Source organism: Pseudomonas sp. O230 (genome assembly GCF_045447035.1).
GTDB lineage: Bacteria > Pseudomonadota > Gammaproteobacteria > Pseudomonadales > Pseudomonadaceae > Aquipseudomonas.
Genome location: NZ_JBJGXN010000002.1, coordinates 607,127 through 621,615 on the forward strand (window position 1 = coordinate 607,127; position 14,489 = coordinate 621,615).

Here is a 14,489-nt window from a genome sequence, read left to right on the forward strand (position 1 = left end):
GTGACTCCTCAGGGTTTCGGTCTAAAGAACGCGGTCAGGTTGCGACCGAACCCCACATCAACAAGTGCCGCGTAAAAGCGGTTGGACGCTTCGATGCCTGCCTGGCCGATCAGCCGCTCAAGCATCAGGCGGGCCCGGTGGGCTTGCGCCCCTCGGGAACGATCAGCGACGTAATTCGAGCCTTCATGCGCGAGAAAAAGGTCGATCGGGAAATCGCCCTGAATCGCAAGCCAGTCCCAGTCCGTTGCTTCAGCCGTGCGGCGCAGGCTGTCAGCGGTGAAGTACGACAGGTGATCGGGCATGGCGACCCAGAACCGCTCGGGGATCGCTCCCGTCGCGTACAGCGCCTCGTGATAGGCCGTGCCATCGTTCGGCACCGTCACCACTAGCAGCCCGTCTGGCGCCACTAGACGGCGCAGTGATTGCAGCAGGCTCACGGGGTCCAGGACATGTTCGAGGACGTTGCCCAGCCAGACCAGATCGTATTGTTCTCCAGACGCGATACGCGCCTCGAGCAACTCGAAGACATCACCCTGCTCGACATGGTCGGCGTAGGCCGGATTGACTTGTTGCACGCCTGCGCGGCTGTAGTCGATCCCCTGAACCTGCCACCCGAGTCGCTCGAAGAACCTCAGCACGAAGCCTTCACCGCAGCCGACATCAAGAAGTCTGCCGGGTTGTTCATCACTCAAGAGCGTACGAATCTGCCCCGCCTTTTGCGCGATTCGAAGCTCGATGACCTGAAGTTCTTCTTCAGAATAGGATTTTCGAAAACTGCTACTGGCCGCGTTCTGAAAATAGGCCTGCGCGTAATATTCGCTCAAGGCCTCTGGCGTGGGGCGATCCACGACCTCCAGAAAACCGAACTCGTGCCGGCGTAGACGGGGGTCGTTCATCCAAACATCCTTTCATGTTTCAGCTCGGCAAGCGCCCAGTCATCCTCGGTATCGATATCCTGCACCTGCATGGCGGGCAAAATGATCGATCCGGTGTTCGGCCCCATCAGCACCTGGTCGCGCAGAAACGCCTCAGTGCGAAACCAGTACCACTGACCGGCGTCGTGGTAAGCGACCGGAAGGTCTTGTGACCGGGCGTTGAGGTGCTCAGGGAAGTTCAGGGCGATGCAACCATCGTCCTCACGTTGCAGCGATCGCCAGATCGGATAAGAAAAAGCGGCGACGGGCATGATGACGTCGAACCGGCTTTCCAGCAATTTCGCGCGTCCGTCAGCAAGGTCCTGTGCCCGCACGAACGGCGCCGTCGGATAGAGGCAGCAGGCAAGATCGAACTGCCCCCCCGCCTCGGCGTATTGATCCAGCACTTCAAGCAGAACCTGCGACGTTGTGGCGTGATCGTCCGCCGCCGCTTCCGAACGCAGGAAGGGCACCTCGGCGCCCAAGGCACGTGCGGCTTGGGCAATCTCTGCGTCATCGGTGCTGACCATGACCGTGTCGAAAGCGCCGCAGGCGAGTGCCGCTTCAATGGACCAGGCCAGCATGGGGCGCCCTCGGAACAGGCGGATGTTTTTCCGAGGGATCCGCTTGCTGCCACCTCTGGCAGGAATGATCGCAACGGCGCGAGGTGTGCCAGTCATGGATCAATTCCTCCGTCGATCATCGAGGCGTCGAGTGGCTCGCCAAAGGCCAGCGCGCGCGCGGCCCTGCGCCCAAGCACCCCATCAAGAAATTTGGGTTTGAGCCCGTTACCGGGACGGATGGAGCGCACGTTCGCCTCCGTGAGCATTTCGCCCTTGGCGACCGGTGCCACGACATAAAGCGAACGGCGATTTTTCAGGACAATCTGTTCCGACCGTGTGGGCTCGAATGCTGGAGCGCCGACCGCCACATGGGCAATGCGCGCCGTCGCCACGAGTTCGGCCAGCTCTGCGGGTTCCAGCGAGAAGGCGCTATCGACCCCACCTTCGGCGCGAGCCAGGGTGAAATGCTTTTCAATGAACGACGCGCCCAACCCGACGGCAATGGCCGACACCACGGTGCCGAGCGTATGGTCGGAGAGCCCGGCCACGACGTCGAAACGCCGGGCGATCTCGGCGATTGTTGCCAGGTTCGCCTCCTCTGGCGGCGCTGGATAAGCAGCCGTGCAGTGAAGCACCACAATCTCGGTGGCCCCGGCCGAACGCGCGGCCTCTACCGCTTCAGCGATTTCCTCAAGTGTCGCCATGCCCGTGGACATCACGATGGGCTTGCCCGTGCGCGCCACTTTACGAATGAGCGGCAGGTCGATCAATTCAGGCGAGGCAATCTTGTAGGCGGGTGCGCCAAGGGATTCGAGAAAATCCACCGCGGTGGCGTCAAAGGGCGATGAAAACACGGTAATCCCGACTTTGCGGCCATGCTCAAAGATCGCTTCGTGCCACTCCCACGGCGTGTGTGCTTCTTCATAAAGTTCATAGAGTCGACGGCCATCCCAGAGACCGCCGCTCACCATGAACTCTGGCCCGCAGTGATCGATGGTGATGGTGTCGGCGCGATACGTCTGAATCTTCACCGCATCCGCACCCGCCAGCTTGGCGGCTTCAATAATGCGAAACGCACGGTTGATGTCACCGTTGTGATTACCGGACATCTCGGCAACGATGTAAGGAGGCTCGGCCGGGCCGATGCGACGCCCGGCGATGCTCAGAACCGGTTGCCCAACGCTTGGCGTGCCTGTTCCCCGTGCTGCGTGCTGCCCTTTCACAAAGCCACTCCAGTTGTGTTGGTGATCTAAAAAAGTGTTCACGAGTTGCGGGCTGACACCGCGCGCCGGAACAACTGCCGCTCAAGCGTTTCTACGCTTCGAGCAACAGGCGCCGCAGCTGCGCCACCACATAGTCCTGCTGTTCATCGCTCAGCAAAGGAAACAACGGCAGGCTGATGGCCTCGGCGTAATACTGTTCAGCCTGCGGAAAGTCACCTTCGGCAAACCCCAGGTCGCGATAGTACGGCTGCAAATGCACCGGTATGTAGTGCAGGTTCACACCGACCCCGGCTGCTCGCAAGCCTTCGAACACCTGGCGATGACTGAGGTTGATCCGGTCGGTGTGCAACCGCACCACGTACAGGTGCCACGCCGATTCGGCCTCGGCCTGCGCGCCGGGCAAGGTCAGCGGCAAGTACGCCAGCGACTGCTGATAACGGGCCGCCAGTTCACGGCGGCGCGCGATGAAGCCATCGAGCTTGCTCAGTTGCGACAGACCGAGTGCGGCTTGCAGGTCGGTGATCCGGTAATTGAAGCCCAGCTCCACTTGCTGGTAATACCAGGGGCCGTGACTGGGTTCGGTCATCTGCTGCGGATCGCGGGTCATGCCGTGGCTGCGCAAGCGCTGCAAGCGCTCGGCCAGTTCAGGGCGGTTGGTCAACACCATGCCCCCCTCGGCGCTGGTGATGATTTTCACCGGGTGAAAACTGAACACCGTCATCGCTGCGAATTCACCGCACCCCACCGGACGCCCGGCATAGGAGGCACCCACTGCGTGGGACGCGTCCTCGATCACCGTGAAACCGTAACGTTCGGCCAGTCCGGCGATCATGCGCATGTCGCAGCTCTGGCCGGAAAACGCCACGGCCACCAGCACCTTCGGCAGCGTGCCTGCGCGCTCTGCGGCCTCAAGCTTCGACGCCAGTGCGTGAGCATCGAGATTCCACGTCAGTGGGTCGATGTCGACAAAGTCCACCTCGGCGCCGCAATAGCGGCCACAGTTGGCCGAGGCCAGGAACGTGTTCGGCGTGGTCCATAGCCGATCGCCCGGTCCAAGCCCGGCCGCGAGGCAGGCAATGTGCAACGCCGCCGTGGCATTGCACACCACCACCGCAAAATCAGCCTGGCAACGTTCGGCCATGGCCTGTTCGAAGCGCTCGATGGTCGGCCCTTGAGTCAGCCAGTCCGACTGCAACACGGCGACCACCGCATCAACGTCTGCCTGATCGAGGCTCTGCCGACCGTAGGGAATCATGCCGACAGCTTCGCGTGCAGATCAGCAATCTGGCTGACCGACAGGTAGTGCGGATTGGTGTCGGAACGGTACTCGAAGTCTTCACTGACCGGCCGGCCCTGCTCGCCCAGTTTGTCGACGGCAAAATCGACGTCGACGCTGGTGAAACGAATCGAGGGCTGAATGGTGTAGTGATCGGCGAACTCCAGGGTCATCCGCGCGTCGTCCAGTGGCACCATCAACTCATGGAGTTTTTCTCCCGGACGAATGCCGACGTTCTTGTGTGGCAAATGTTCAGCCATGCCCTGTGCCAGATCGACGATACGAATCGACGGGATCTTCGGCACAAACACTTCACCACCGTGCATGCGGGCGAAGCTGTCGAGCACAAACTGCACACCGTGATCGAGGGTGATCCAGAAACGCGTCATACGCTCATCAGTAATCGGCAGCTCCGTGGCGCCCTCGGCAATCAGCTTGCTGAAAAACGGCACCACCGACCCCCGCGAGCCGGCGACGTTACCGTAACGGACCACCGAAAAACGGGTGTTCTGGTCACCGGCAATGTTGTTCGCGGCAACGAACAACTTGTCCGACAGCAGCTTGGTCGCGCCGTACAGGTTGATCGGGCTGGCGGCCTTGTCGGTGGACAGTGCGACGACTTTTTTCACGCCGTTGTCGATGGCCGCAGCAATGATGTTTTCCGCGCCGTTGACGTTGGTGCGGATACATTCGGTCGGGTTGTACTCTGCCGCCGGCACTTGTTTCAGTGCCGCGGCATGCACCACGTAATCGATGCCGCGCATGGCCTGACGCAAACGGTCGGCGTCGCGCACATCACCGAGGAAATAACGCATGCACGGCGCGTTGAACGTCTGCTGCATCTCGTACTGTTTGAGCTCATCGCGCGAGAACACGACCACCCGCTTCGGCTGATATTGCTCCAGCAGCCGGCGAATGAAATTGCGCCCGAACGAGCCGGTGCCGCCAGAGATGAAAATCGATTTACCGTTGAACATGCCTTGAGTCCTTGTGCCTGTCAGTCAGGCTTATGCGAGCAACTGCGCCCAGTTCACCGGGGCCGGTTCACTCAGGGCAAAGCCCTTGCCGGTCAAGGCCAGGTTGTTGTTGTAAGCCTCGTCGTGGGCAAAACGCGCCTGCCACTTGTCGCGCAAGGCTGCCACTGTCTGAGGTGCGTTCGGCAACGTTCCGGGGTGCGCAATCTGAACCTGTGGCGTCCACACCGTGAGCAACCCGGCGTCGACGACTTTCAGGCACAGATCGACATCGGCGTACGCTTCATCGAAATGCTCCAGATCCAGACCGCCGAGGGCGTCGAATACTTCCTTGCGAATCATCAGGCATGCACCGGAGACGGCGGAATAATTCTGTTCGACGGCCAATCGGCGCATGTAGCCCGACGCATCCTTTTTCTCGCCGATGAAGGGCGAAGCGATCTCGCCGTTGAGCCCAAGAATCAGGCCGGCGCCGGTGACACTGCCTTCGCGATCCACCAATTTGCCACCGACCACGCCGACTTCCGGACGCTGGGCCTGATTGAGCAACGCCTCGATCCAGTTCGCGTTGACCACTTCGGCGTCCGCCGCCAGCAACACCAGGTATTCGCCCTGCGCCTGCTCGGCGGCCAGGTTCAGCAGTGCCGAAGTGCTCAGTCGCTGTTCAGCCTTGACCAGACGAATCCGGCCACGCCCGTTCTGTTCCAGATTGTCGAGCCAGGCGTGAAGCTCGGCGGACTGGCTGTGGTTATCGGCAATGACCACTTCATTGTTTTGATAGCGCGTGCGCTGCAACACACTGACGAGGCAACGCTGCAAATGCTCCAGGTTGTCCTGGCTGTGGATGACGATCGACACTTTCGGGCGATCGGCATGGCGGTAGTCGATATGGTAACCACCCGACGCTTCGGTGTTGACCTGCGCTTGATAACCGCGCGTCGCCAGATGACGAACCAGCGTCTGACGTTCGTGTTCGTTGGCTGCCAACTCCGGTGCTGCGGTGATCAGCAACGGCTCGGCCAGATGCGCAAAACCAGCAAGACCGCCGGTTTCGATCAGGCGCAGCAACAGGTCGAACTCAAGCGCCGAGGCGAACTCGCGGGCAAAACCACCAGCCTCCACCAGTACTTCGCGGCGGATCAGCCAGTGCCGCGCGATCAGTGCCGGCATGCTTTGCAACAGATCAAGGTTGAACGCTGGCCGGAAGACGTCGAGCAATGTGCCGTTGGCCTGGCGATGAATTTCGTCCATCGCCACCGCACGGCAACCCTCGGCGTTCTGCAACTCGAGGCTGGCACGCAGGAAACCGGCAGCGGTGAATTCGTCGCCCGCCTCGGCCAGCAGCAACCAATCCGAGGTTGACTGGCGAGCGATCTGGTTCAGTTTGTCGACGTAATTGGCCGCGCTGACCTTGACGAAATGCAGCGTGTTTTGAGCCGTGGTGACCGCCGGCAAGTCACCCGTGGTGAAGACCACCACTTTGAATGCCCGGAACGCACTCTCCATGAGGCTATCCAGGGTGACCTGGAGCTTGTCCATGTCAGCGTCCATATCCAGCAGCAGAATGCCGAACTGAGGCCCCCCTTCGTTGGCGGCCAGGTGCTGATTGATTTTCCTTACCGCGGTGTCGTTCGGTTGACGGGCCTGCAACCAGTTCCGCACACGGCCCGACGGCATCGTGTCGAGCAACTGACGACTGTCAAAAACGGGCACGCTGTCCAGACGCTGAACCCAGTCGGTCAGCACCTGGGCATCGGCGGCTTTATCCATATCCAGCAGTTGCTGCGCCAGTTTTTGCACCACCCGACGGTTGAAGGCCCCCAGACTAACGGCTTCAAGCAAACGGTACTGAATTGTCTCCGCAGTGTCATTGGAGTAAGTGCGCTGCAACGCCTCCTGCTTGAGCAATGCACCTTCCATTTCTTCAAGCTGCAAGCGCCCGGCCGGCATTGCATGAAGCAGGAACTCGAACTGCGCCAGTTGCTCGAAGAAGGCGCTGTTGTAGAACGGCATTTCGACGTATTGCTCAGCGCCAAAGACCCGTTTCGGCCCCACCGCCGGATCCGTCCAGTAAGACTCGAAAATCGGTTCGATGGTCAGCGCGTTACGGATCGTCAGGCTCTTGGCCAGGGCGGCGAAACTTTGCAGGGCAAGTTGCGCGGTCTGCTGTTCATTCAGGCCACTGATGCCGGTCGGCAGCGCTGCCAGAAACCCGGCAAAGCGCTCACGGTCGACAACAGACCGGGCATCCTTGAAGCTCAGGGTCGTCATGATTTCGGTGTTGTGATCCGAGCGGCCATAGTTGATCTCACGCACCACGTAAGGCATCGGAAGAATCCGCGCCTTGGCCCGGGCCAGCATGTAGTAGACATGCCCGATTTCCTGCCACTGGAAGATCGTGCCTTCCGGCATCGCGTCATACCAGTCACGCAGCAGCGAAGTCCGGTGCACCGCGTAGAACGGCGGAATGTACTGGCTCATGTAATCCAGGACACGATCCTGACCGTGCTCGGCGTTGTAGTCTTCGTGCACTTTCTTGTCACGACGGTAGTACTGCACATAGTTGGAGTGGGTCAGGTACATCAGGCAATAGCCATGGCACAGACCGTAATCGGGGTTGGCTTCGAGGAAGTTCACCGAGTCGGTAAGGGCACCGTGCAACAGGAAGTCATCGTCGGAAGCGAAGACCATGTACGGCGTGGTGACCTGCTCGACGCCGTACACCAGTTTGGCCTGGATGCCCCAGTAGCCAAATTGCGGCAAGTGCCGATAGTCGATGGTGTCCGCAACCGTCGCCGCGCCTTCCAGCGCGATGGCCGATGAATCGAGGACCAGGATCTTGCAAGGCAACGTGCTGTAGAACTGCAATGCCCTGCGCAGGAACGCCGGGCGATTGTGTGTAATCAGCACCAGAGTGAACAGTTCACTCAAGGGCCGCGTGTTTTCAGAACCGTAAATGCCTTGCATATCCTTCCCCACCACAAATCGATTGCCTGATGAACGCTTGAATAAAGGTGTCGCTTAACGCACTCGGCGCAGGTAGCCATCCGGCGCGACAGTGATCAGCAACTTGCTGTGAATGGCCTGGTCGATCTCGAAATCACGGTTCTCTTCCAGGTAGGCCCAGACTGCGGTTTTCGGGTTGTCACCCTTGCCCCACGGACGGTCCGGGAACGCATCTTCCGGCATGTCTTCGACCACGGTGTCCATGACCACGCAATAGCTGCCCACCGAAACCATCGGCGCGTAGAGGCGCAACTCTTCGAGCACGTGTTCGTGGGTGTGATTGGAGTCCAGGACCACCAGCACTTTCTTGCCCTGGATGCGCTCGCGCACCTGGTCGACGATGGCGGTGTCGATACTCGATCCCTGGATCATCTGGATGCGTTTGCTCATCGGGTGCGCTTCGATCGCTTCGCGGTTGTGCGGGCGAATGTCGATGTCGACACCCAGCACTTCACCATGGCCCATCAGTTCGAGGATCGAGGCGTAAAACACCAGCGACCCGCCGTGGGCGATGCCGGTTTCAACGATCACGTCCGGACGCAGGTTCCAGATGATTTCCTGCATCGCGACCATGTCCTGCGGGAACTGAATGATCGGCCGCCCCATCCAGCTGAAGTTGTAGGTGTACTTGTGTTTGGCCGTGGTGCCGACCCAGCCCAGCGACTCGGCTTGCAACGCCTTGTCCTGTTTCAGGCTTTCGATGTTGTCTTTTACTTCTTCGCGAAACTGCTCATGGGGATTCATTGAAACGCTCCAAAAAAATGAGGCAAACGGGTTACTTGAAGACCTTACCGTCGGGGTAAGGCACCGCGTTGGTCTTGATGATCCTGGCGGGATTGCCCGCCACGACTGAATAATCCGGGACATCTTTGGTGACGACGGCACCGGCGCCGATGGTCACCCAGCGACCGATACGCAAGCGCGGCAAAATCGTGGCGTTGGTGCCGATGAACGTGCCGTCGCCGATCTCCACGCACCCGGCAATGCACACGCCGGGCGCCAGGAACACCGAGTGGCCGATCTGCCCTTCATGCCCCACCACGCTGCCGGCGCTGATGCTGGTGTTGTCGCCCAGCGTCACCTCGGCTTGCAGGAGTACGCCTTCCTGCAGATAGCTGCCCTGCCCCAGGCGAATCATGGTCAGGTCGATGCCGGGATGGACGAACTGACCCAGCGTGGCACCGGCCTCGACCAGTTGACGGGTGGTCTCATAGCGCAGTCGGGTGCTGCCGGTGATCAGGTTGACGAAACGTGCGTCCGGCCCTTTGAGCTCACTGACCAACGCCGAACCGCCAATGACCGGTACACCAAAAAACGGTGTCCCGTGTTTGTTCGGGTCATTGTCCAGAAACGCAAACTCGACGTTCGGCGCGCTGCGCTTCACCGCGTGCAACATGCGCACGGCTTCCGGGTTCGCCGCACCCAGCAAGTACATCTTCACAGCGATTGCCTGTTTGCCAGCAGCGCACGGACCACATCCACCACACGCGCCTGATCGGCGTCAGTCATGTCGTGATAGCTCGGCAGGTTGAACGCACGCTCCGGCAGGGCAAACGAAACCGGCGTATCGACCGCGTGCTCGCTGAACATGGGCAACGACGACAGCGGCCAGAAGAACACTCGGGCGTCGATATCGGCAGCCTGGAACGCGGCGATCATCTCGTCGCGATGAATCCCGGTCTCGGCATCGAATACCACGGTGGGCATCCAGTAACCGTTGCGGGCATGGGTCGGTTCGGGGTTCAGCGAAACGCCCGGCAGCGATGCCAGCGCGTGGGCGTAATTGGCGAATATCGCTCGCTTGCGTTCGATCAGCTCATCGATCCGCTCGACCTGAGCGCAGCCGACGGCAGCCTGCAGGTTGCTCATCTTGTATTTGAAGCCGATGAACTCCGGCCAGAATTGTTTGGTGCTGCCGGCGACACGACCATGGTTGGACAAGGTCAGGACCCGCTCGTACAAGGCTTTGTCCGACGTGACGAAAATGCCGCCCTCGCCGGTGGTCATGGTTTTGGTGCCGTGGAATGAAAACGCACCGAATGCCCCCAGCGAACCGGCAGCCTTGCCGCGCCACTGCGAGCCGATGGCTTCGGCAGCGTCTTCGATGACCGGAATACCGTGTTCTTGGCCAATCGCCAGCAATGCATCCATGTCACACAGATTGCCGTACAGGTGCACCGCGAGGATCGCTTTGGTCTTCGGGGTAATTGCACGGCGGACAAGCTCCGGATCCAGGCACCAGCTATCCGCCAGCACATCGACAAACACCGGCGTAGCGCCCAGATACGTAATCGGTGCCGCCGATGCAATCCAGTTAGTGTTGGCCAGGATCACTTCATCACCCGCGCCGATGCCCAGCGCCGCCATGCCCATGTGCAGCGCGCCGGTGCAGCTTGACGTCGCGATGGCGTAGGTCGCACCAAGGTGTTCGGCAAACCCGTGCTCGAAACGCGTCAGGTATTCGTAGCAACGCGCGCCCCAACCGTTCTGCACGGCATCCAGGGCATACCGGGCTTCCAGTTCGCCGACACTCGGTTTGGTGTAGTGAATTCTGCTCATTGAATACTCAACTCCGGAACGGCAACGACAAACTGTGCGCCCCACTCTTTGACCGAGGCGAATTGCTGGGTGATTTCAGTCAACAGATTCCACGGCAGAACCAGGATGTAGTCCGGTTGTTCGAGGGCGATACGCTCGGGCGAAACCACCGGAATCCGGCTGCCAGGCAAGAACTTGCCCTGTTTATGCGGATTGGCGTCGGCGACCCAGGCCAACAGATCAGGCTTGACCCCGGCGTAGTTGAGCAGCGTGTTGCCCTTGGCGGCGGCCCCGTAACCGACCACTCGTTTGCCCTCGGCTTTCGCCTGCAGCAAAAAGCGCAGCAGTTCGTGCTTGATCCGTTCGGCGGCCGGCGCGAGGGTCGTGTAGTACTCGGGGGTTTTCACCCCGGCGACGAGTTCGGCGTGCAGTTGTCGAGCAACCGCAGGTTGCACCTCACGACGCACGCCATCAGCGCGCTGGACGAAAACTCGCAGCGAACCGCCATGGGTCGACAACTGGCTGACGTCGAAGACTTCCAGGCCATTGCGCTCGCACAAGGTGTGCACGGCAGTCAGGGACAGGTAGGAATAGTGCTCGTGATACAGCGTGTCGAACTGTTGCCCGGCCATCAGCGTCAGCAGTTGCGGAAACTCGAACGTCGCCACGCCCGTCGGTTTGAGCAGGGTCGCAAAGCCACCGAGAAAATCATTGATGTCCGGCACGTGGGCCAACACGTTGTTGGCAGCCATCAGGTCTGCAGACCAGCCTTCACCGACCAATTGCGCAGCGGTGCCTCGTCCGAAGAACAACTCGCGGATTTCCAGGCCTTTTTCCCGCGCCGCTTGCGCGGTGCTGCGGGTCGGCTCAACGCCCAGGCAAGGGATGCCGCGACCGGCGACGTACTGCAACAGATAACCGTCGTTGGCAGCGATTTCCACCACCCGGCTCTCGGCGCTCAGGCCGAAGCGCTCGACCATCTCGGCAACGTAGCGATCGGCATGCGCCAGCCAGGTGCTGGAGAACGAACTGAAATAAGCGTACTCAGCGTCGAACAGGGCGTCGGCGCTGGTGTAATCCTCGGTTTGCACCAACCAGCACTGCTGACACACCGCAACCTTCAGAGGCACCCATTGCTCGGCCTGCTCCATCTGATCGGCACGGACGTAGGCGTTCGACGGCGGCGAGGTGCCGAGGTCGATCAGCGGCAAGGCCAAAGGAGTACCGCAACCACGGCAGTTCATAGACGCACTCCAGCGAAGCGTTCATCGAGCAAGGGATGGCTGGCGTCCCTGGCTGACAGATTATTGACAGGCAACGGCCAGGCAATCGCCAGCCGTGGATCGTTCACCGATAAGCCACCTTCATGCTCCTGCGCGTAGTCGGCGCTGTGCAGGTAAAGCAATTCGGCGTCGTCGGTCAGGGTCTGGAAGCCGTGGGCGAACCCGGCCGGAATCAGCAGGCTGCGACCGTCGCCGGCCCGCAGGTGTTCGGCATGCCAGTGCAGAAACGTTGCGGATTCGGGCCGCAAGTCCACCGCCACATCCCAGACTTCACCGCGCAGGCAGGTGATCAGCTTGGCTTCCGGCGCGTTGGCATTCTGGTAATGCAAGCCACGCACACTGCCGCGTGCGCGGGTGCAGGAATGGTTGATCTGGCGAATGGAAAACGCTTGGCCGAAGGCGCTCAGGCTGCCCTCGCAGAACAACCGGGCGAAGTGCCCGCGATCGTCTTCGAAGCGTTTGTGCTGCACGCTGAACAAGCCCGCCAGCGGTAGCGCTTGCACTAAAAATTCGCTCACAACGCGCCTCGGTACAGGTTCAACTGGCCCAAGGTGACATCGCGCATGTCGGCGCCGCTTTTCCAGGCCAGATGCCAATCGAGGGTCTGAGTCAGGCATTGCTGCAACGACCAGCGCGGTTGCCAGGCCAACCGTTGACGGGCGCGGCTGCTGTCCAGGCGCAACAGGCCTGCCTCGTGCAGATCACTCGGCTCGATGCGCAATCCGCGCGCTTGTGGCCAGCGGTTGGCGAGCAGTTCGACCACTTCGCCAACGCTGCACATGTCTGCTTCGCTTGGGCCGAAGTTCCACGCACCGGCAAACTCGGGCCCTCGCTCGTAAAGATTGGCGGCCAGTTGCAGGTAACCGGCCAGCGGCTCCAGCGCGTGTTGCCACGGGCGTACCGCTTGCGGGTAGCGCAGGGTCACCGGCTCGTCGGCGGACCAGGCTTTCAGGACATCGGGAATCAAACGCTCAGGGGCAAAATCACCGCCGCCCAACACGTTGCCGGCGCGGGCCGTGGCCAGCGCCAGACCGTGTTCGGCATATTTTTCAGCCGGGAAGAACGACGCGGCATAAGACTGCGCCAGCAACTCGCAGCAGGCCTTGCTGCTGCTGTAAGGATCATGTCCGCCAAGGGCTTCGTCCTCGCGGTACGGCCACAGCCATTCTTTGTTCGCGTAAACCTTGTCGGTGGTCACCAGCACGCAGGCGCGCACGCCACCGACCTGACGGATCGCTTCAAGCAGGTTCAGGGTGCCCATGACGTTGCTGGAGTAAGTCCCCAGCGGATCGCGATAACCCTCGCGCACCAGCGGCTGGGCCGCCAGGTGCAGGACGATTTCCGGTTGGGTCTCGGCGATCAATTCGAGCAAGGCACCGAGGTCGCGCAGATCGCCGCGCTGATCATTGATGCCCTCGTGAACACGCGCCAGTTCGAACAGGCTCGGCTCGGTCGACGGATCAAGGGAAAACCCGCTGACTTTTGCGCCGAGGCTTTGCAGCCACAACGTCAACCAACTGCCTTTGAAACCGGTGTGGCCGGTCAGCAGAACCCGCTTGCCGCGCCAGAATTCCGGACTCAGTCCCATTGCTTCCATGGGGCCTCCCCGCTCAGCCACAACTGCTCCAGGTGGTTTTTGTCGCGCAGGGTGTCCATCGGGTGCCAGAAACCATCGTGCTGGTAGGCAGCCAGTTGCCCACTGCTGGCCAGGCCGACCAACGGTTCGGCTTCCCAAACCGTGTCGTCGGCGGTAATCAGCGGCAGGACCTTGGGCGACAGTACAAAGAAGCCACCATTGATCCAGCCCCCGTCACCGCGGGGCTTTTCAGTAAAACCGCGGACAAGGTGACCATCGCGCTCCAGGGCGCCGTAACGGCCGGGTGGCTGGACCGCTGTGACCGTGGCGAGCTTGCCGTGGGACAGGTGGAAATCCACCAGGGCACCGATGTTCAAATCAGACACGCCATCGCCATAGGTGAAGCAGAACGCGTCTTCGTTTTCCAGGTAGCGGCTGGCCCGGCGCAAGCGCCCGCCGGTCATGGTGTCTTCACCGGTATCGATGAGCGTGACACGCCATGGCTCGCTGTAGTTCTGGTGAACGTCCATGCGGTTATTGCTCATGTCGAACGTGACGTCAGAGGTATGCAGGAAGTAGTTGGCGAAGAAGTCCTTGATCGCGTAGCCCTTGTAGCCCAGGCAAATCACGAAGTCATGAATCCCGTGAGCGGAATACTGCTTCATGATGTGCCAGAGAATTGGCTTGCCGCCGATTTCAATCATCGGCTTGGGTTTGAGGTGCGACTCCTCACTGATGCGCGTGCCCAGGCCGCCCGCCAAAATAACTGCCTTCATCGTCTCCCCTCTTGTTCGTCACAGGGCTCAGCCAAGCTGTATCAAGCTTTTGCAGGCCTTCTGGATAAAACCTTCGATGCCGCTCAAGGCGCTTCTGGATTCACCGGAAGTGCTCGTTTTATGGCGATATCGGGGGGGCTTGCAGGAAACGCGCCAGCTCTTTCTCTGGGGAGGGGTGGAACGTAAAGCTGGGTTGAGGGGGCTTGCTTTGGGTGTATATCCGTCGTTGCGGTAATGGCTGCTATTGGTTCCGCCCTTACGGCGGGTCACTTGGAAAAGCGCCAAGTAACCAAGCGCTCTTACCCCTTTCGTTCGGCCTCTCGAGGGGGCGTGTACCGCAACAGCCAAAGCCAAAGCCAA

Annotated in this window: 13 protein-coding genes; all 13 read right to left on the reverse strand. The window is 60.7% G+C overall.

Annotation, left to right across the window (positions count from 1 at the left end; all coding sequences use genetic code 11):
* Nucleotides 1-8: 8 nt before the first annotated feature.
* On the reverse strand, nucleotides 9-896 hold the full coding sequence (locus ACI77H_RS06155; protein ID WP_407010958.1) for a class I SAM-dependent methyltransferase: 888 nt from the start codon (nucleotides 894-896) through the stop codon (nucleotides 9-11).
* Nucleotides 893-1,594: a pseudaminic acid cytidylyltransferase gene (pseF, locus tag ACI77H_RS06160; protein WP_407010959.1), complete on the reverse strand. Its 702-nt coding sequence runs from the start codon at nucleotides 1,592-1,594 to the stop codon at nucleotides 893-895. Before pseF ends, ACI77H_RS06155 begins: the two co-directional genes overlap by 4 nt.
* Nucleotides 1,591-2,700, reverse strand: a complete 1,110-nt coding sequence (gene pseI, locus ACI77H_RS06165; protein ID WP_407010960.1) for a pseudaminic acid synthase — start codon at nucleotides 2,698-2,700, stop codon at nucleotides 1,591-1,593. Before pseI ends, pseF begins: the two co-directional genes overlap by 4 nt.
* Nucleotides 2,701-2,791: 91 nt before the next feature.
* Nucleotides 2,792-3,955 (reverse strand): UDP-4-amino-4,6-dideoxy-N-acetyl-beta-L-altrosamine transaminase, encoded by a 1,164-nt coding sequence (gene pseC, locus ACI77H_RS06170; protein ID WP_407010962.1) that lies wholly within the window; start codon nucleotides 3,953-3,955, stop codon nucleotides 2,792-2,794.
* The gene (gene pseB, locus ACI77H_RS06175; protein ID WP_407010963.1) at nucleotides 3,952-4,953 is read right to left on the reverse strand and encodes a UDP-N-acetylglucosamine 4,6-dehydratase (inverting); all 1,002 of its coding nucleotides are present in this window, start codon (nucleotides 4,951-4,953) and stop codon (nucleotides 3,952-3,954) included. The genes pseC and pseB overlap by 4 nt, the downstream gene beginning before the upstream one ends.
* A gap of 30 nt (nucleotides 4,954-4,983) precedes the next feature.
* Entirely contained in the window at nucleotides 4,984-7,917 is a 2,934-nt protein-coding gene (locus ACI77H_RS06180) for a TIGR00180 family glycosyltransferase (RefSeq protein ID WP_407010964.1), read from the reverse strand.
* A 54-nt stretch (nucleotides 7,918-7,971) separates the two neighbouring features.
* Nucleotides 7,972-8,700 carry a cephalosporin hydroxylase family protein gene (locus tag ACI77H_RS06185; protein ID WP_407010965.1) on the reverse strand — a complete coding sequence of 243 codons (729 nt, stop codon included), beginning with the start codon at nucleotides 8,698-8,700 and terminating at the stop codon, nucleotides 7,972-7,974.
* Nucleotides 8,701-8,731: 31 nt separating this feature from the next.
* Complete coding sequence (locus ACI77H_RS06190) at nucleotides 8,732-9,397, reverse strand: acetyltransferase (RefSeq protein WP_407010967.1); 666 nt, start codon at nucleotides 9,395-9,397, stop codon at nucleotides 8,732-8,734.
* Nucleotides 9,394-10,515, reverse strand: a complete 1,122-nt coding sequence (locus ACI77H_RS06195) for a DegT/DnrJ/EryC1/StrS family aminotransferase (RefSeq protein ID WP_407010968.1) — start codon at nucleotides 10,513-10,515, stop codon at nucleotides 9,394-9,396. Before ACI77H_RS06195 ends, ACI77H_RS06190 begins: the two co-directional genes overlap by 4 nt.
* Nucleotides 10,512-11,738, reverse strand: coding sequence for a methyltransferase domain-containing protein (locus ACI77H_RS06200; protein ID WP_407010969.1), 1,227 nt, complete (start codon nucleotides 11,736-11,738; stop codon nucleotides 10,512-10,514). Before ACI77H_RS06200 ends, ACI77H_RS06195 begins: the two co-directional genes overlap by 4 nt.
* Nucleotides 11,735-12,295: a dTDP-4-dehydrorhamnose 3,5-epimerase family protein gene (locus ACI77H_RS06205; protein ID WP_407010970.1), complete on the reverse strand. Its 561-nt coding sequence runs from the start codon at nucleotides 12,293-12,295 to the stop codon at nucleotides 11,735-11,737. The genes ACI77H_RS06200 and ACI77H_RS06205 overlap by 4 nt, the downstream gene beginning before the upstream one ends.
* Complete coding sequence (gene rfbG / locus ACI77H_RS06210; RefSeq protein ID WP_407010971.1) at nucleotides 12,292-13,374, reverse strand: CDP-glucose 4,6-dehydratase; 1,083 nt, start codon at nucleotides 13,372-13,374, stop codon at nucleotides 12,292-12,294. Before rfbG ends, ACI77H_RS06205 begins: the two co-directional genes overlap by 4 nt.
* Complete coding sequence (gene rfbF / locus ACI77H_RS06215) at nucleotides 13,356-14,129, reverse strand: glucose-1-phosphate cytidylyltransferase (protein ID WP_407010972.1); 774 nt, start codon at nucleotides 14,127-14,129, stop codon at nucleotides 13,356-13,358. The genes rfbG and rfbF overlap by 19 nt, the downstream gene beginning before the upstream one ends.
* Nucleotides 14,130-14,489 lie beyond the last annotated feature (360 nt).